Annotated in this window: 17 protein-coding genes; 9 read left to right on the top strand and 8 right to left on the bottom strand. The window is 65.8% G+C overall.

All coding sequences use genetic code 11. From position 1 onward, the window contains the following. Positions 1 to 24 precede the first annotated feature (24 nt). Together WK25_RS26145 and WK25_RS26140 are read left to right on the top strand one after the other, a co-directional pair. A complete protein-coding gene (locus tag WK25_RS26145) occupies positions 25 to 894 on the top strand; it encodes a carbohydrate ABC transporter permease (protein WP_069243150.1) in 870 nt (289 codons plus the stop codon). Next, the gene (locus tag WK25_RS26140; RefSeq protein WP_069243547.1) at positions 891 to 1,751 is read left to right on the top strand and encodes a carbohydrate ABC transporter permease; all 861 of its coding nucleotides are present in this window, start codon (positions 891 to 893) and stop codon (positions 1,749 to 1,751) included. The genes WK25_RS26145 and WK25_RS26140 overlap by 4 nt, the downstream gene beginning before the upstream one ends. Before the next feature lie 9 nt (positions 1,752 to 1,760). Here the strand turns inward: WK25_RS26140 and WK25_RS26135 are convergent, their stop codons facing one another. After that, the gene (locus WK25_RS26135) at positions 1,761 to 2,783 is read right to left on the bottom strand and encodes a LacI family DNA-binding transcriptional regulator (RefSeq protein WP_069243149.1); all 1,023 of its coding nucleotides are present in this window, start codon (positions 2,781 to 2,783) and stop codon (positions 1,761 to 1,763) included. A gap of 6 nt (positions 2,784 to 2,789) precedes the next feature. Here WK25_RS26135 and WK25_RS26130 point away from each other — a divergent pair, with 6 nt between their 5' ends. Continuing rightward, on the top strand, positions 2,790 to 3,710 hold the full coding sequence (locus WK25_RS26130) for a phosphatidylinositol-specific phospholipase C (RefSeq protein ID WP_156789109.1): 921 nt from the start codon (positions 2,790 to 2,792) through the stop codon (positions 3,708 to 3,710). A gap of 70 nt (positions 3,711 to 3,780) precedes the next feature. Here the strand turns inward: WK25_RS26130 and WK25_RS26125 are convergent, their stop codons facing one another. Beyond that, positions 3,781 to 4,392, bottom strand: a complete 612-nt coding sequence (locus WK25_RS26125; protein ID WP_069243148.1) for a LysE family translocator — start codon at positions 4,390 to 4,392, stop codon at positions 3,781 to 3,783. Positions 4,393 to 4,478: 86 nt separating this feature from the next. Here WK25_RS26125 and WK25_RS26120 point away from each other — a divergent pair, with 86 nt between their 5' ends. Beyond that, positions 4,479 to 5,006, top strand: coding sequence for a GNAT family N-acetyltransferase (locus WK25_RS26120; protein WP_040140315.1), 528 nt, complete (start codon positions 4,479 to 4,481; stop codon positions 5,004 to 5,006). Between the two features lie 15 nt (positions 5,007 to 5,021). On the opposite strand, the gene WK25_RS26115 is transcribed toward WK25_RS26120, so the two are convergent. The 3 genes from WK25_RS26115 to gcvA form a co-directional block, all read right to left on the bottom strand. Beyond that, complete coding sequence (locus WK25_RS26115) at positions 5,022 to 6,083, bottom strand: alkene reductase (protein WP_040140309.1); 1,062 nt, start codon at positions 6,081 to 6,083, stop codon at positions 5,022 to 5,024. 71 nt (positions 6,084 to 6,154) lie between these two features. After that, positions 6,155 to 6,463, bottom strand: a complete 309-nt coding sequence (locus WK25_RS26110; protein ID WP_040140307.1) for an ArsR/SmtB family transcription factor — start codon at positions 6,461 to 6,463, stop codon at positions 6,155 to 6,157. A 200-nt stretch (positions 6,464 to 6,663) separates the two neighbouring features. After that, positions 6,664 to 7,563: a transcriptional regulator GcvA gene (gcvA, locus tag WK25_RS26105; RefSeq protein WP_069243147.1), complete on the bottom strand. Its 900-nt coding sequence runs from the start codon at positions 7,561 to 7,563 to the stop codon at positions 6,664 to 6,666. 120 nt (positions 7,564 to 7,683) lie between these two features. Between gcvA and WK25_RS26100 the strand changes: the two genes are divergently transcribed. Continuing rightward, positions 7,684 to 8,388, top strand: a complete 705-nt coding sequence (locus WK25_RS26100) for an SDR family oxidoreductase (RefSeq protein ID WP_069243545.1) — start codon at positions 7,684 to 7,686, stop codon at positions 8,386 to 8,388. Between the two features lie 52 nt (positions 8,389 to 8,440). On the opposite strand, the gene WK25_RS26095 is transcribed toward WK25_RS26100, so the two are convergent. The 3 genes from WK25_RS26095 to WK25_RS26085 all read right to left on the bottom strand — a co-directional run bounded on the left by WK25_RS26095 (position 8,441) and on the right by WK25_RS26085 (position 11,011). Next, a complete protein-coding gene (locus WK25_RS26095; protein ID WP_069243146.1) occupies positions 8,441 to 9,580 on the bottom strand; it encodes a patatin-like phospholipase family protein in 1,140 nt (379 codons plus the stop codon). Positions 9,581 to 9,689: 109 nt separating this feature from the next. Beyond that, positions 9,690 to 10,031, bottom strand: a complete 342-nt coding sequence (locus WK25_RS26090; protein WP_040140302.1) for a cupredoxin domain-containing protein — start codon at positions 10,029 to 10,031, stop codon at positions 9,690 to 9,692. A gap of 35 nt (positions 10,032 to 10,066) precedes the next feature. Further along, on the bottom strand, positions 10,067 to 11,011 hold the full coding sequence (locus WK25_RS26085) for a metallophosphoesterase family protein (RefSeq protein ID WP_069243145.1): 945 nt from the start codon (positions 11,009 to 11,011) through the stop codon (positions 10,067 to 10,069). A gap of 430 nt (positions 11,012 to 11,441) precedes the next feature. On the opposite strand from WK25_RS26085, the gene WK25_RS26080 reads away from it, so the two are divergent. The 4 genes from WK25_RS26080 to WK25_RS26065 all read left to right on the top strand — a co-directional run bounded on the left by WK25_RS26080 (position 11,442) and on the right by WK25_RS26065 (position 18,039). Then, positions 11,442 to 13,196 (top strand): ABC transporter permease, encoded by a 1,755-nt coding sequence (locus WK25_RS26080; RefSeq protein WP_069243144.1) that lies wholly within the window; start codon positions 11,442 to 11,444, stop codon positions 13,194 to 13,196. Between the two features lie 11 nt (positions 13,197 to 13,207). Next, positions 13,208 to 14,554: an AAA-associated domain-containing protein gene (locus WK25_RS26075; protein WP_040140296.1), complete on the top strand. Its 1,347-nt coding sequence runs from the start codon at positions 13,208 to 13,210 to the stop codon at positions 14,552 to 14,554. A 791-nt stretch (positions 14,555 to 15,345) separates the two neighbouring features. Next, positions 15,346 to 17,052, top strand: a complete 1,707-nt coding sequence (locus tag WK25_RS26070; RefSeq protein ID WP_069243143.1) for a ShlB/FhaC/HecB family hemolysin secretion/activation protein — start codon at positions 15,346 to 15,348, stop codon at positions 17,050 to 17,052. An 81-nt stretch (positions 17,053 to 17,133) separates the two neighbouring features. Next, positions 17,134 to 18,039, top strand: coding sequence for a hypothetical protein (locus WK25_RS26065; RefSeq protein ID WP_069243142.1), 906 nt, complete (start codon positions 17,134 to 17,136; stop codon positions 18,037 to 18,039). Positions 18,040 to 18,107 lie beyond the last annotated feature (68 nt).

Genomic DNA, 18,107 nt, shown 5'->3' with positions numbered 1-18,107 from the left:
TCACGCATCGTCCGCAATCCGCGCATGAAGGCGCTCGGCCGAAGCCTGCCGTTCGTCGCGCTGCTCGGCCCCGCGCTGCTGGTGCTGGCCGCGCTCGCGCTGTATCCGGTCGCGCAAGTGCTCGTGGATTCGTTCTGCCGCGTCGACTACGCGGCCGGCCGGCGCGCGTTCGTCGGGCTGGCGAACTACCGCGCGGTGCTCGGCGACGACGCGTTCGCGGCCGGCTTCGGCAACACGCTGCGCTTCACGGTCGTCGCGTCACTGGCCGAGGTCGCGCTCGGCTTCGGTCTCGCGCTGCTGTTCGTGCGCGCGTTTCCGGGGCGGCGCATCGCGCTGCCGCTCGCGATCCTGCCGATGATGCTGTCGACGCTCGTGTGTTCGGCGATCTGGCGCAACTGGCTCAACTTCGACGGCTTCCTGAACGCGTTGCTTGCCGCGTTCGGACGCGAGGGCGCGCGTTGGCTGTCCGATCCGCATCTCGCACTGTGGTCGCTCGCGCTCGTCGACGTGTGGCAATGGACGCCGATGGCGTTCCTGATCGTGCTGGCCGGACTGCAAGCGATCCCGCACGAACTGTACGAAGCCGCTCGCACCGACGGCGCGAGCGAATGGCAGTGCCTGCGCGACATCACGCTGCCGCTCGCGGCGCCGCAGATCGGCCTCGCGCTGCTGCTGCGCTCGATCGACACGTTCAAGCTGTTCGACAAGGTCTATGCGCTGACGGGCGGCGGCCCCGGCAACGCGACGCAGACGCTGTCGACCTACATCTACGACACGGGCTTCCGCTTCTTCAACGTCGGGCCGGCGAGCGCCGCGTCGGTGCTGATGCTCGCGGCGTCCGCACTGCTGGTTTCGGGGTACGTATGGCAGACGGTTCGCAAGCGGCGCGCATGACCGCGCGACCGGCGCGCATCGCACCCGGGCGAACGGGCGCGGTATTCGGTCGCGCGGCGCCATGGATTCTGCGCATCGTCGCGCTCGCACTGTTGCTGTTGCCGTGCCTGTGGATGGGCGGCGCCGCGTTCATGCCGACGCTCGAGCGCCTCGATCATCCGCTGCGGATCTGGCCGGTCGCGCCGACGCTCGAGCATTTCACGTCGGTATGGTCGAACGGCCTCGGTGCGCCGCTTGTCAATTCGCTGCTGGTCGGCGCGGGCACGACGGTGCTCGCGCTGACGCTCGCGTTTCCGGCCGCCTTTGCGCTCGTGCGGCTGCGCTTTCCGGCGCGGCTCGATCTGCTGTTCCTGATGCTCGTGCTTGCATTGAAGCTGATGCCTCCGATCACGATTGCGGTGCCGCTGTTCGCGCTCGCGAAGCGGCTGCATCTGCTCGATTCGACGCCCGGGCTGGTGCTCGCGTACCAGCTTTACGCGCTGCCGATGGCGATCTGGATGCTGCTCGCGTTTGTGCGCGACGTGCCCGTCGAATACGAGGAGGCTGCCTGCATCGATGGCGCGGGCCTCGCGCGGCGGCTCGTGCAGATCGTGCTGCCGCTGTGCGCGCCAGGGCTGATCGCGACCGCGATCTTCGTGTTCATCGCCGCATGGAACGAGTTCCTGATCGCGCTGCTGTTCGTGTCGACGCCGAGCCGCTTCACGCTGCCGCTCGCGATTGCAGGCTACGTGACCGAAAACGGAATCGACTGGGGCGATCTGATGAGCGCGGGGCTGCTGGCGTCGCTGCCGACGCTCGCGGTGGCCGGCTACGTGCAGCGTTATCTGCTGCGCGGTTTCGCCGGCGGGCTGAAGTGATGCGACGCGTTACGCGCAGCTATGCCGCACCACGTGCGTGACCGGGACGATCCTCGTGCGCGACGCGCCGTCGAATGCGTGGATCCGGTCGGCGAGCAGGTCCACCGCTGCGTGTGCGAGCGCTTGCGTGTCCTGGCGCAGCGTGGTGAGCCGATAGGCGTTGTATTCGGCGGCAGGAATGTCGTCGAAGCCGATCACGCGCAGGTCGCCGGGCACGCGCAAGCCGTATGCGTCGCGTGCGGCATCGATTACGCCGAGCGCGAGCAGATCCGACGAGCAGAACACGCCATCCGGACGCTCGCCTGCCACGAAGAGTTGTCGCGCCGCGTCGATCCCGCACGCATGCGTGTCGGACCGCGTATCGATCGTGCGGACGAGCGTCGCGCCGAGCGTGTCGCCGTGCTGCAGCGCGTGCTCGAACCCGAGCGAGCGCGCGCGTGCGCTGTAGCTCGCGGTTCGCGGCCCGACGAACGCGAGCCGGCGCGCGCCGGCGAGCACCAGCCGTTGCGCGGCACCGGCCGCGCCTGCGGCGTTGTCGCTGACCACGACGTCCGCGCCGGGCAGGTTCGCTTCGCGGTTGATCATCACGACCGGAATCCGGTGATCGAGATACTGTTGCGCGACCGACAGCGGCGGCGATGCCGACGTCATCACGAGGCCCGCGACCCGGTAGCTGAGCAGCCGCTCGAGCGATTGCCGAACCTGATGCGGATCGTCTGCGTTGGTCACGAGCGGTGTGAACGCGCGTTGGCCGAGTGCGGCCATCAGGTCCGACAGCAGCCGCGCGCGGAACGGATTCTCGAAGCCGGCCGTCACGACGCCGATCATGCTGCTGCGCTGCGTGATCATGTCGCGTGCGATCAGGTTGACCTGATAGCCGAGTGCGCGCGCGGCCACCATCACGCGTTCGCGCGTTTCCGGCGCGATACTGGCCGTCGGCGAGAACGCGCGCGAGACCGCGGAGCGCGACACGCCGGCCCGCACCGCGACATCCGACGCGGTTACCCACGTTTTTCTTTCCTTGTCAGTCATCGATACATGAACCGTTCGCGACACGAAGAACCCGCGCCGCTGGCCGACTGGATGTCGGTGCTCGACGACGCGCGACTGCTGCACACGCTGACCTTACCCGGCAGCCATGACACCTGTGCGTATACCGTCGACGATCCGCTCGTGCGCACGCAGCACGCGCCGCTCGCGGCGCAGCTCGCGCACGGCGTGCGGCTGCTCGACATCCGCTGCCGGCACCGGAGCGATACGTTCGACATCCATCACGGCGGGATCGCGCTCGGCATGACGTTCGACGACGTGCTCGCGGACTGCACGCGTTTTCTCGATGCGCATCCGCGCGAATGCATCGTGATGTCGGTGAAGTACGAATGGCCGGCGCACGCATGCACGCGCAGTTTCGACGCGACGTTCGATGCGCATTGCGCGCGGCATCCACGGCTGCACTGGCATTCGGGCAGTGCGTTGCCGACGCTCGGCGACGTACGCGGGGCCGTGGTGCTGTTGCGCCGCTTCCGCAGCAGCCGGCCGTTCGGTATCGACCTGACGGCGTGGCCCGACAACGCGACGTTCACGATCGATCATCCCGATGCGGCTTTCGTGATCCAGGATGAATACCGGGTGCCCGTGCCCGGTTCGATTCACTACAAGTGGCGGGTGATCGACGCGCTGCTCACCGGCATGCCGTCGCCGGACAGCGGCCGCTGGGCGATCAATTTCTGCAGCGGGACAGGGATGGGCGCGAATCCGTCGGTAGTCGCGCACGGCGATGGCAGCGTGCAGGGGATTCACTCGCGGCTCGCGCAGCGATTGCGTGAAGCGCGCGGGCCGTGCGGCGCGATGCTGCTCGATTTCTGCGACGACGACGACTGGGCGCTGGTGCGGGCGCTGGTCGAATGCAACTGGCATGTGCGTGCGGCGGGAAACACGCGCAGGCCGGCCGGGTGTTAGTGTGAAGCCGCGCCGGGCGCCGCCCGATCGCGTGCGCGTTGCCGGTCACATTGCGACGCGCGATGCCGACCTAGCGCGTCGCGATCGCCACCGCCGCCCCCGCCATCGCGGTCGCACTCGTGCGGTTCGCGATCCGTTTCGCGCGGGCGGAGGTGAGGAACGCGCGCGCACGAACCGCAAGCAGCGACCAGAAGCAATCGGCGAGAATCAGGATCGCGAGCATCGTGCCGACCAGTTCGGCCCACGCGACGACGCCGACATGCGTCAGATCGACGATCGTCGGCAGTAGCGCGAGATAGAAGAGCATGATCTTGGGATTGCCGAGCGTCACAAGCGTGCCCGCGATGAACATCCGCCACGGCGACTGACCGCGCGGCAGCTCGCCGGCTTTCGTGTCGGTCGGCGCGGTCCACATTTTCCATGCGAGAAACAGCAAATACGCGACGCCGAGCAGCTTCAGCACGAGAAGCCCCGTCTCGAACGTGCGCGCGAACGCGGACAGCCCGGCGACGGCCAGCGTGAGCCACAGTGCTTCGCCAAGCCACATCGCGGCGAGGAACGGCAGCACGTCTCGCACGCCGTTCGTCAGCACGCGCGCGACGAGCGCGGCGACGCTTGGCCCGGGCGTGCCGGCGGTGACGAGCAGGGCGATGGCGAACACGGCGAGCGCGGACGGCGTCATGGCGAACCTCGTGGGCAGGGCGTTCGAAAGGTGTGAGGTTTCGATTATAGTGACGGCCGTCCCTGCTTGCCTGCTACGTCGTCGTGATGACAGTACCGATCCGGATTCGTCCCGCCACGCGGGAAGACGCGGCCGCGATGGCCGCCGTCGAAGTAGCCGCCGCCCGGCGGTTTCATGACGTCGGCATGCCCGACATCGCCGACGGTGAACCGACGCGTGCTGCCGACTTGCTGGCGCGCATCGCCGACGGCCACGCGTATGTCGCGACGGATGAAGCCGGCACGTGCGTGGGCTTTGCGTTCTACCGGCTGCTCGACCCGCAGCGGCTGTATCTGGAAGAACTGGATGTCGCGCCGTCGCACGCCGGGCAGCGGATCGGCGCGCGTCTGATCGAGCGGATCATGACGCGCGCCGCGCAAGACGGCATTGCACAGGTCGTGCTGTCGACGTTCCGCGATGTGCGGTGGAACGCGCCGTACTACGCGCGCCTGGGCTTTCACATCGTCGACGACGCATCGCTCGACGACACGCTGCGCGCGATCCGCGCACACCATATCGCGCTTGGCCTTGACGAAACGCAGCGTGTGTTCATGCGCGCGGACGTGCGCGCATGAACGCGGCGCAGGCCGTCAGGCCGCGTCGCTGAGCGCCGGGTAGTCGGTGTAGCCCGTTTCGCCTTCTGCGTAGAACGTCTCCGGCACCGGCTTGTTCAGCGGCGCGCCGAGTTCGAGGCGGCGCGGCAGGTCGGGGTTCGCGATGAACAGCTTGCCCCATGCGATCGCATCGGCGTCGCCGTTCGCGAGCGTGTGCTGCGCGGATTCGAGCGTGAATTGCTCGTTCGCGATCAGCGGCCCGCCGAACGCCTCCTTCAGGCGCGGGCTCAACTGGTCGCCCGAATAGGCTTCACGCGTGAAGATGAACGCGATCTTGCGCCGGCCGAGTTCGCGCGCGACATAGCCGAACGTCGCGGCCGGGTCGGAATCGCCCATCGTGTGCGCGTCGCCGCGCGGCGCGAGATGCACGCCGACACGGCCCGCGCCCCACACGTCGATCGCCGCGTCGACCACTTCGAGCAGCAGGCGCGCGCGATTCTCGATCGGGCCGCCGTAGGCGTCGGTGCGATGGTTGGTGCTGTCCTGCAGGAACTGGTCGAGCAGGTAGCCGTTCGCGCCGTGGATCTCGACACCGTCGAAACCGGCCTTCTTCGCGTTTTCCGCGCCGTGGCGGTACGCGGCGACGATGCCCGGAATTTCATCGAGTTCGAGCGCGCGCGGCGTCACGTACGGACGCTGCGGGCGCACGAGGCTCACGTGGCCGCCCGCGGCGATCGCGCTCGGCGCGACCGGCAGGTCGCCGTTCAGGAACACCGGATCGGAAATCCGGCCGACATGCCACAGCTGCAGCACGATGCGGCCACCGGCCGCGTGCACCGCCTGCGTCACGCGCTTCCAGCCTTCGACCTGTTCGTCGGACCAGATGCCGGGCGTGTCCGCATAGCCGACGCCTTGCGGCGTCACCGACGTCGCTTCGCTGATGATCAGCCCGGCCGACGCGCGCTCGGCGTAATAACGGGCCATCAGGTCGTTGGGCACGCGCGTGCTGCCGGCGCGGGCGCGGGTGAGCGGAGCCATCACGATGCGGTTCGGCAGTGTCAGGTCGCCGAGGGTGACGGGGTCGAACAGGGTAGGCATGGCGGAAAACCTCTTCACGAAAGGCGGGATCGCGCCGCGTCGTGCGCGGCGTGCGGCCCGCATGGCCTGAGTCAGAGTTCGCGACGCAGCGCGTCGAGAAATGCGTCGATGACGGCCTCGTTGCGCCGGAAGAACGCCCACTGGCCGATCCGCGTCGACGTCACGAGCCCCGCGCGCTGCAGCGTGGCGAGGTGCGCGGAGACGGTCGACTGCGACAGCCCGCAGCGCGCATCGATCTGCCCCGCGCAGACGCCGTGGTCAAACGGCAGCGTCTGGTCCGGAAAATGCGCGCCCGGCGTTTTCAGCCAGACGAGAATTTCCCGGCGCACGGGGTTCGAGAGCGCTTTCAGGATCGCATCGATGTCGAGTTCGGTCGGCATGGAAAGGCGGAAGGTTCAGCCGGAAAATCCGGGCAACTAGGTATCGTCGATGGCCGAATCATATATCGTAAAAACACGATATGTTCGATGACACTGTCGGTGGTGGGGTTTATTGCGCTCGATATCGGTAAATCGGGAACACGCGCGGATGCGAGCGGGGCGCGATCGGACGCGGGAAAAACGGCTGCGTGCGCGCCGAATCACGCGTTTCCATACTGCGCGAACAGCCACTGGCGCATCGCGCCGAGTGCGTACGACTCCGCATTCGCCTGCGGAAAGACGACGTAAAAGCCGAGCGACATCGGAAACGAGAAATCGAACACCCGCCGCAGCCTGCCTTCCGTGATGTCGCGTTCGACGAGCGGCTCGCTGGTCAGCGCGATGCCCTGTCCGGCGACCGCCGCGTCGATCGCGAGCAGCGACTGGCTGAATCGCGGTCCCTTCGTCGGATCCGCGCGGCCTTTGCCGCCGAGCTTCCCGATGAATTCGGGCCACAGGTCGTGCGCGTCGTGCAACAGCACGTGCTTGGACAAGTCCGCGGGCTTGCGGATCGGCGCGCCGCCGTCGAGCAGCGCCGGGCTCGCGACGGCGAAGACGTCGAGCGGAAACAGCAGTTGCGCGACCAAGCCCGGCGGAAACGGCGGTTTGCTCAACCGGATCGCAATGTCGACGCCGTCGGCCCGGAACGTGGCCAGCCGTTCGTCTGCGATCACGCGCACCTCGATGTCCGGATGCAGCCGGCTGAAGTCCGCCAGGCGCGGAATCAGCCACTTCGACGCGAACGATGGCGTCGTGCTGACCGCGAGGACCGTCGGGCGTTCGCCGAGGGCGTCCGTCGCATCCGAGATGATTTGCAGCGCGCGCTGAACCGACGAGAAATACTCGAGCCCGCCGCGAGTCAGCGCGAGCCCTCTGGGCAGGCGCCGGAACAACTGCACGTCGACGACATCCTCCAGATGCCGGACCTGCTGCGCGACCGCCCCCTGCGTCACGCCGAGTTCGTCGGCGGCCAGCCGGAAATTCAGGTGCCGCGCAGCGGCCTCGAATGCGCGGAGCGCATTGAGCGGCGGCAACCGGCGGGTGCGGGATAAAGCGTTCATGCAGTAGAAATTCTACAGTCTGGATGGAGAAATCATCGTTCGACAAGGCGATTATAGAGCCCTAAAGTGGCGCTTTGGATCGACGATCACGGCGTTGAGCCGATCTATCGGGAGAGCGGTATGACTGTAGAGAAAGTGGCTTTGATCAGCGCGGCGGGGAAGGGCATGGGGGCGGCGATCGCGCGCGATCTTGCGCACAACGGCTATCGCGTCGCGCTGATGTCGCCGTCGGGCAGTGCGGTCGAGCTCGCGAAGGAGTTGGGCGGGTTCGGCATCGCGGGGTCCGTCACCGAAGACGCCGACATCGCGCGCTTCGTGGACGAGACGCTCGCGAAGTACGGCCGCATCGATGCTGTCGTCAACAACACCGGGCATCCGCCGAAGGGCGACCTGCTGTCGATCGACGACGACAAATGGCACGAAGGGATCGACCTGATCGTGCTCAACGTCGTGCGTGTGCTGCGCCGCGTGACGCCGGTGTTCCTGAAGCAGGGCGGCGGCGCGGTGGTCAACATTTCGAGCTTCGCGGCCGACGCGCCGGAGCAGCCGATGCCGGTGTCGTCGGCGCTGCGCGCGGCGCTCAGTTCGCTCACGCGCCTGTACGCGGAGCGCTATGCGAAGGACAACATCCGCATCAATTCGGTGCTGCCCGGCTTCATCGACAGCTGGCCGGAGACGCCCGAGATCGTCGCGCGCATTCCGGTCGGACGTTTCGGCAAGACCCAGGAGATCGCGCAAACCGTGACGTTCCTGCTGTCTGAAGGCGCCGGCTACATCACCGGGCAGAACATTCGCGTCGATGGCGGCATCGTGCGCGCGCTGTAAGCGGGCGCGGCGTCGCGACGATGCGCGCAACCGGTCGCGCGGCGGCATCGGCTCAGTTGTGCCGCTCGCCGATCCGGTTCTCTTCGGGGCTCCATACGCTCAAGCCCTCCGTCGGATCGAGCGGCAATTCCCACGGCCGCGCGGCGATCGCCTGCATCGTCGCGTCGAAGCCGGCCTGGCGGCGCGCGGCGATCCCGTCCGGCGTGAAATCGATGTCCTTCCACTGATCGTCACCGTCGAGCCGCGGCGCCGCGAGCTTGATGACATGCATCGTCGTCTGGCAGCCCCACGCGGCGAGCGCCTGCACGTCGGCCGACGCGCGCTCCGCTTCCGGCAGCCGCATCACCAGTTCCTTGATCACATGGCGCAGTCGGTGAATCTGTTGTTGCCGCGCGATGTTGCTGTCGGTGCGGCTCGCGTACTGGATGTCCTTCTGCCGCTCCGACACCTGCCAGATGCTTTGCGGCTCTGGCCCGACCGGATTCCACATCTGCACCGAGAAGATGATCGAGCTGCGGCGCGGCGCATCGTCGAGCACGACCTCGACCGGCGTGTTCGAAAAGATGCCGCCATCCCAGTACGGCGCACCGTCGATCCGCACGGCAGGGAATGCGGGCGGCAGCGCGCCCGAGCTCATCACGTGTTCGATGCCGAGCGGCCGGTCGCGCGAATCGAAATAGCGCATCGTGCCGGTGCACGCATTGACCGCGCCGACCGTCAGTCGCGGTCGCCCCGCGTTCAGCAGCTCGAGATCGATCAGCGACGCGAGCGTGTCGCGCAGCGGCTCGACCACGTAGTACGACGCGTGCTCGACGCCGACACGCGCGAGCGGCCCGAGCCATGCGGCCGGATTCGGCCGGAAGAAGCCTGGAATGCCCGCGCCGATGACCGCGAGTTCGGCGCCGATCTTGTCCCAGCTCGTCGGGAAGCCCGGCACGTTCACGGCCGCGTGTTCGGTCACGTGGCGCCAGAATTCCGCCATCCGCTGCGCGCGGCGCGCGGGCGCGTTGCCGGCGATCAGCGCGGCGTTGATCGCGCCGATCGACGTGCCGATGACCCAGTCGGGCTGGATGCCCGACGCGTCCATTGCTTCGAATACGCCGAGCTGGTACGCGCCCAGTGCGCCGCCGCCCTGAAGCACGAGCACGGCCTGCCCGGGCAGTTTCGGATGTGCGGGTTGGCTTGCCGTCATCGCTGTCCTCACGGTCGATGCCGGCCGGCGAGTGCCGGCCGGTTGCAACCAGTGTAGGCGATCGGCGTCGGTCGGTGCCGGGTCGTCGCGCGCCGTGCGGCGCGCCGCGTCACTCCACCGTGATGGTTTCCTTCATGTAAGGATGGATGCCGCAGAACACCTTGTACACGCCGGGCTTGTCGAAGCGGAACGAGTAGGTTTCGTCCTGGTCGAGCGCTTTCGAATGAAAGATGCCCGCGTCGTTGACGACCGTATGCGGTTCCGCGTCGAGGTTTTTCCACGTGAGCGTCGTGCCGGCCTTGATCGTGGTCGACATCGGCGAAAACATGAAATTGCGGATCGTCACGAGCGGGCCGGCCGGCGTCTGCGCGAATGCTGCGAGCGGCGCGCCGGCGGCCGCCGCGCACATGAGCAGCGCGGCCGTGCGCATCGAAGGCTTGAGAAAGGTCATGTCGGTCTCCTTGCGTATCGAAAGCAGCCGAGGAATCACGCGATCGTCGTGTCGTGCAGCGACGCAGCGACCGGATGGCCGGTGAAGTCGACGGTCGTCACGCCGAGCATTGCGGGCAGGCGGTCGCGCGGCACGGCAAGCGGCACCGGCCCCGGTCCGTTGCCGGCGGTCGGTTGCGGGAATGCGGTGGAGCGCGCGGTATGGAACGTCACGTTGCCTTCGACTTTCGACACGATCTGATGGATGTGTCCGTTCAGCACCGTGACCGAGCCGAAGCGGCGCAGCAGCGCCATCGCCTGCGGCGCGTCGCCGGTGCCCCAGCCCCACGGCTCGTAGATCGTCCACATTGGCATGTGCGAAAACACGACGATCGGCGTACTCGACGACTGGCCCTTCAGATCCTGCGCGAGCCACGCGAGCTGTTCGTCGCCGAAGCTGCCGAGCCCGTTCGGCTTGAAGTGCATCACGTTGACGAGCGCGACGAAGTGCACGCCCGCGTGGTCGAAGCTGTAGTAGCCGCGGTTGTTCGATGCGTTGCCGAACCGGCTGAAGTATTCGGCGCCCGAACCGTCGGTCACGTCGTGTTCGCCGGGCACCGTGTGCAGTTCCGGCACGCGCAGCCCGGACAGCAGCTGTGACGCATGGTCGAACTCTTCGGCCTTCGACAGATGCGTGATGTCGCCGGTATGGATCGCGAGCGCGGGCGTCGCCGGCATCGCGTTGACGAGATCGATGGTTTGCCGCAGCGTGGCCGCGACGTCAGGATTCGCGTCCTTGTTGAACCCGATGTGCGTGTCGCTGATCTGCACGAACAGCGGCCGGCCCGCATTCGCGGGAAGTGCGGTGCCGCTTTGCGCGAGCGCGAGATCGAACGGCGTCAGAACGCCGCCCGACAGCGTGAACAGCGTGCCGAGGCCGCCGAACGCCATGCATTGCAGGGCCTTGCGGCGCGACGGGCGAGTGGGATTCGATGAAGACATGTGAGCCTCGCATTCGTATGACGGAACCGGACGGCCGGGTCGTCCTGGATTAAGCCGGCGCTTTCGCATGCGATACCGATGCGGCGGCGGTTTTATTCCCGCGCGTTGCGACGCCGTGCCGGGCGGTGACGGCCGGCCGATGACCCGTCAATGTCCTGTAAGTGACACGACATATGTGCGTCACGCCCGCCAGATAGCCTGCGACACCGAATCACGTGTCCGGAGCCCCTCATGCCGAATCCCGCGGCAACGGAAACCCGCGGTGCGGCTCGTCGTCGCCGGCCCGCCGTCAGACTCGCGCTGCCTTTCCCGATCGCCGTCGATCGTCCATCCGGTTCGCGGGCTCAAGCTCATATCCGCTGACGCACCTGTCGGCCGCGCGGCATGCGGCCGGCCCCATCGATCTTTCAATTCGACCAAGACGCTACCGATGGATATCAGTTTCTTCGACCCGAACCGCACCGCCAACGCGTCCGCGTGGCGCGTGCTGCCCAACCGCTGGGATGCGGTCGCGTTTCCGCTGATCATCGGCATCCTCGCGATGGCGATCGTCGGCTTTCACGAAACGATGGCGCCGATCGCCGTGCTGCAGACGCAGAAGATCTCGCTCGATCCGTCGAACCTGCCCGAATACGCGCTGCGCACCACGCTGCGGATGCTCGCCGCGATGGTCGCGTCGCTCGCGTTCACGCTCGTGTACGGCACGCTCGCCGCAAAAAGCCGCCGCGCGGGCATGGTGCTGATCCCGATCCTCGACATCCTGCAATCGGTGCCGGTGCTCGGCTATATCTCGTTTACGGTCACGTTCTTCCTCGCGCTGTTTCCCGGGCGCGTGCTCGGCGCCGAGTTGGCTGCGATCTTCGCGATCTTCACGAGCCAGGCATGGAACATGACGTTCAGCTTCTACCAGTCGCTGCGCACGGTGCCGCGCGATCTGAGCGAGGTGTCGCGCGGCTTCCATCTGACGCAGTGGCAACGGTTCTGGAAACTCGAGGTGCCGTTCTCGATGCCGGGGCTGATCTGGAACATGATGATGTCGATGTCGGGCGGCTGGTTCTTCGTCGTCGCGTCGGAGGCGATCACCGTCGGCAACCAGACGATCACGCTGCCGGGCATCGGCGCGTATCTCGCGCAGGCGATCGCGGACAAGAACCTCGGCGCGGTGGGTTGGGTGATCGTCGCGATGTCGGTCGTGATTCTTGCGTACGACCAGTTCCTGTTCCGCCCGCTCGTCGCGTGGGCCGACAAATTCCGGATGGAGAACACCGCGTCCGGCGACGCGCCGCAATCGTGGCTGCTCGACATGATGCGTCGCACGCACCTGATCCATCAGTTGCTGGTGCCGGCCGGCTGGTTGCTGTCGCAGGCGGCGCGCATTCCGTTGCGCGCGCCGTCGTTCCGCGTTACCAGCGCGCGCGGCGCGGAGAGCCGTCGATCGTCGCGCATCGGCGACATCGTGTGGGGCGCATTCGTGATTGTGCTGACCGCATACGTTGCGTGGCGCGTCGTCAGCTTCGTCGCGACCGGCGTGACGATGGCGGAGGTTGGGCACGTGATCATGCTCGGACTGATCACGCTGCTGCGCGTGCTGGTGCTGATCGCGATCGCGTCGGTAATCTGGGTGCCGCTCGGCGTGCTGATCGGGCTGCGCCCGGCACTGGCCGAAAAGATCCAGCCGCTCGCGCAATTCCTCGCCGCGTTCCCGGCCAATCTGCTGTTCCCCGTGTTCGTGATCGTGATCGTGCGGTTCCATCTGAACGCCGACATCTGGCTGTCGCCGCTGATCGTGCTCGGCACGCAGTGGTACATCCTGTTCAACGTGATCGCGGGGGCGATGTCCTATCCGAACGACTACAAGGAAGCGACGAAGAATTTCCGTATTCGCGGCTGGCAGTGGTGGCGTCAGGCGATGCTGCCCGGCATCTTCCCGTACTACGTGACCGGCGCGATTACCGCGTCGGGCGGCGCGTGGAACGCGAGCATCGTGTCCGAGTTCGTGCAGTGGGGCGACACGAAGGTCGTCGCGCACGGTCTCGGCTCGTACATCGCCCAGACCACCGCGGCTGGCGACTTCCCGAAGATCATCCTCGGCATCGCCGTGATGTCCCTGTTCGTTACCCTGTTCAACCGCGTGCTGTGGCGTCCGATGTACGCGTATGCGGAATCCCGGCTCCGTCTCGATTGAGAGTAAGCGCGATGCAAAATTCGACTGTAATCAACGCCCCTGTCCAGACGTCCCAGCCGCTTCAGCCGCCGCGCCTCGGCGACGAAATCCTGCGCGTCGACCACGTGAGCCGCGGCTTCAACAAGACGCAGGGCGAGCTGCTCGTGCTCGACGATGCCAACCTGTCTTTGCGCGAAGGCGAGATCGTCGGGCTGCTCGGCCGCTCCGGGTCGGGCAAATCGACGCTGCTGCGGATCATCGCGGGGCTGATCGAGCCGACCGGCGGTGAGGTCACGTATCTCGGCAAGCCGCTGCGCGGCCCGGCCGAAGGCGTCGCGATGGTGTTCCAGACCTTCGCGCTGTTCCCGTGGCTGACCGTGCTGCAGAACGTCGAAGCCGGGCTCGAGGCGCTCGGCGTCGGCGCGCGCGAGCGGCGCGAGCGTGCGCTTGCCGCGATCGACCTGATCGGCCTCGACGGTTTCGAGAACGCGTATCCGCGCGAACTGTCGGGCGGGATGCGGCAACGCGTGGGCTTCGCACGCGCGCTCGTCGTCGATCCGACGATCCTGCTGATGGACGAGCCGTTCTCCGCGCTCGACGTGCTGACGGCCGAGACGCTGCGTACCGACCTGCTCGACCTGTGGACGCAAGGCCGGATGCCGATCAAGTCGGTGCTGATCGTCACGCACAACATCGAGGAAGCGGTGTTCATGTGCGACCGGATTCTCGTGCTGTCGTCGAACCCGGGCCGCGTGATCGCCGAGATCAAGGTGCCGTTCAAGCACCCGCGCAACCGGCTGGATCCGGATTTCCGCAAGCTCGTCGACGACATCTACGCGAAGATGACCGCGCGCCAGATCGGCGAGACGACGAAGAAGGGGCTGGAGCTCGGCAGCTGGCTGCCGCAAGTGTCGACGAACCTGATGGCCGGCCTGATCGAGACGCTGGCAATGGCGCCGTACCACGGCCGCGCGGACATGCCGGAAATCGCGCGCACGCTGCATCTGGAAGTGGACGACCTGTTCCCGATCGCGGAAGTGCTGCAGTACCTCGGTTTTGCTGACGTGCGCGAAGGCGACGTGTTCCTGACGCCGTCTGCGCGCGTGTTTGCGGAATTCGGCACGCAGGAACGCAAGCTGATGTTCGCGGATCATTTGCTGAAGCACGTGCCGCTCGCCGCGCGGATCAGGAGGGTGCTGAACGAACGGCCGGGCCATCGCGCGCCGCGCGTGCGGTTCGAGCAGGAGCTGGAAGATTTTCTGTCCGATGACGCGGCGGAGGAAACGCTCGACGCGGTGATCGACTGGGGGCGTTACGGCGAAGTGTTTTCATACAACGACAAGACCGAAGTGTTCAGTCTCGAGGACGTCGAGAGTTGAGATCCGTCGATCGGTGAGAGGCTGGCCGCGGGCTTCGATCCGGACACGCGCCAGGTATCCAGGCCCGGAAGGGCTGCTCCGCATGATGCGCCTGAGCGAATCGCTCAGGCGCACGTCCGCGTGTGCGTTGCTGAACGGTTCATTGAGATGCCCGAGCGCGGGCGGCGTCCGAGCACACGCGGTCTCCGAGGCACCTTTCCTGCCCGGTAGCCCGGTCAGCTATCTCCAATCCGCCCGTTCTCCATCCCCAATCCGTTGTGAACGCACAACACGATGAACGCTGCATCATGTGAAGGCCAATTGCGCGATGCAGGCCCGTAAGGGATTTTGGCAATGTCAACGATGGATGCCTGATCTATTTGTTTCGAATCGTCAACGTGGAATGCCGATGCATCGGGACATCGGCATGCGCGTCGCACAGAATCGGCATTTGATAAAAGTCCGCCAGCAGATCTGATGCTTAATATTTGTCTGAATAATCAATGGGCAAAACATAGGATTGGCAGCAGATTGGTACCGGATGCAGATCAAGATCGACGTGCACAGTTTGAAAAATGAAAAAGTGAAAAGCGTCAAGATCCGAGTTTATTAACTAAATGTCCCAGAGTATTACGCAGTGCGCGGTGATAGCGAGAATGAAAAATTGAAAAATCGTTCTCGCAATAAATGCGTGCCCGAGGCCCGGAGGGAAGGTTCCACGCGTAGCGTGGCGATTTGCAGTTACTGACACTGTGGATTGAAATATTTTTGTAAACTGCGCGGCGAGAGACCAATCATTACGCCGCTAATAAGTGAAGAATCGCGAAACTTCGGCAGCGTGGATTTCGGCGTTGGCGAGCGTTTCCGCGCTGGCACAAGGCATTCCGCCGTCCGAAATCACGCCCGGCCCGCAAATCCAGCGTTTGCAGCAGCAGCAACTTGAAGCCGCCAAGGAGCTGAATCCTCGTCCGAATGTGCTGACGCCGACAGGTGAAAAGCCATCGGCGGCCAATATCAAGCATCTGCCGAGCGACACGCCGTGCTTTCCGATCCGGGAAATTGCGCTGGAAGACAATCCATTTGACTGGCTTGCCACCGTGTTGCAGCCGGTCGTCGGGCAGTGCGTCGGCAAGACCGCACTCAAGCATATTCAGGACGTTGCCAACAATGCATTGATCGCGCGCGGTCACGTGACGTCGCGCGTGCTCGTGCCGACGCAATCGCTGCAATCGGGAACGTTGGCGCTACGCGTCGTGCCCGGCCGTATCAGCGATCTCCGAGCTGACAGGCCGACGATCGGATGGATGCGTACTGCACTTCCGACGTCGCGCGGGGCGCTGCTGAATCAGCGTGACATCGATCAGGGGCTGGAAAACCTGCGGCGCTTGCAATCGCAGTCCGACGCGACATTCGACATCGCGCCCGGCCCTACTCCGGGAGACTCGGAACTCGTTCTGCATCCCGGGACCGGCAAGCGCTGGCATGCCGTCATCGGTGCAGACAACGCCGGTATGGACACCACGGGCAAGTATCAATTGTCCGGCTCGTTTACGTTCGATTCGCCGCTGCACCTGTATGACCAGTTGCAGATTGCCGGCACGACGAATGCGAATGTCGGCGCGTCCGACAAGGGCAATCAGTCAGTTTCCGCGAACTACAGCGTACCTGTCGGGTATGCGTTGCTGACGCTTGGCGCGAGCCGTGCGCGCTACAAGCAGACGGTGGCCGGCTTCGACGCGCCGATCGAATACACAGGTGTCCAGTCGCAGCTACAGGCGGGACTGTCGGGCGTGGTCTATCGCAACGCCCATGCGCGTACCGAACTCCACGGCAACCTGTTCCACAAGATCGGCCGCAACGCCATCGACGGCGTCGACATCCCCGTACAGCACCGCGACATCGTCGGCTACGAGCTGGGCGTGTCCCACCGCCAATACCTCGGCGATGCAGTCGTGGACGGCTCGTTTGCGTGGCGGGCATCGTTGCCGGGCCTGTCGAGCAATACGGGCACGGTCGTCGGTTCGCCGGATTTCGACGGCAAGACCCGCGTCGAAGTGGCAAGCGTCAATGCCCGGCTTCCTTTCAGGATCGGCGTTCAGACGTTCTCGTACCAGTTCGGCTGGAACATGCAGAACGCGCGCACGCCGCTGACGCCTTCGGACTACTTCACGATTGGCACACGCTACGCGGTGCGCGGGTTCGATCAGCAGCTCACGCTTGCAGCGGAGAGCGGTTGGGCCGTGTCGAACGAGCTCGACTGGTACGTGCCGACGCCGATCGGTACGCAGGCCCTTTATGCGGGGATCGATGCCGGGCGCGTACGCGGGGCCGCCGCACAGTACCTGCTTGGCGGAACGCTGGTGGGAGCGGTCGTTGGCGTACGAGGCAATCTCGCGCCGAAGAACGTGCTCGGGGCGGCGCTCAGCTACGAAGTGTCGCTCGGTTTCCCGGTGTCGAAGCCGCAGGGATTCAAGACTGGCTCGCCGACGCTGCTGTTTCAGGCCAGCACATTGTTTTAGTGCGCTGTTGGGTTGGCCCGAGCCGGGATGAGAGCCTCGCCTCGGTGCTTTGATGAACGAGAAGGAAAAGACGGAAAGACTATGCAAAACGTGTACGACAAGCAGACGCGCCGAACCCTGAAAGCCGCGACGGCGGCGTTTGCCGCGATGGCGGCCCTGGGACTGAGCGGATGCGGCGGCGGTGACGACGGTGATAGCGGCGCAGCCGCATCGGGCAACGTGCCTTCCAACGGAGGACCGGGCGGTAGCGCATCTTCGGGTGCGGCGATTCGGGTTGAAGGCCAGTCGCAGTCGGTTTCGAGCCAGCACTCGACGGTTCGCATTCTGATGCCGCCCGCGTCGTGGAATGGCGGTCAGATGCCGAATGGCAACTACGTGCTCAGAGCGCTGTCCCAGCCCGCCGCCGCGCTGAAAGAGCAGGCGCCGGGGGCCTATGTCGCGATTCCGTACGATTCGTCGGGCACGGTCAAAACCTTGACCAAAGGCACCGTGACGGACCTCGCCGGAAATGGCTCCATCGCGATCGGTCGCTGGGCCGACGGCGCGGATTCGTCGGGCGCTTCGTACAACGCCAACCAGGGGCAGGCATGGGCCGTTGGCGTACCGGTTGCGATCGATGCGAGCGCGCCGGTGCAAATGCAATGTTCGCTGGCCTTCGCGACGCGTCCGACGCCGACCGATGGCAACACGGCGCCGGGTTCGCTGATTGGCGCCACGGCGACGCTGACGAGCGGAACGGACACCTTTGGCAATCCGGGCATCAACTACACGTTGAATCTCCAGTACTCGATCGGCAGCGACAGGGACCAGACGTTCGTCGGCACCTCCGCGATCGGGTCGACGGTACTGAGCGCGAAAACCCGATCGTCGCTGATGAGCACGGTCATGGGCCCGGACGCGAAGCAGCCGTATCTCGTCGTGTCGTACGGCATCCCGGCTGCGACGACGGGCAACATCAATGGCTTGGTCGCGCTCAGCTGCAAGTAACGTGCGGGCAAGGCCGGCTGCGTGCCGGAATGCACGCGCAGCCGGCCTGAAACACAATCAAGAATAAA

The organism is Burkholderia latens, assembly GCF_001718795.1.
Lineage (GTDB): Bacteria > Pseudomonadota > Gammaproteobacteria > Burkholderiales > Burkholderiaceae > Burkholderia > Burkholderia latens_A.
Note: the sequence above shows the minus strand (reverse complement) of the source record. Positions and strands in the feature narration are given on the sequence as shown.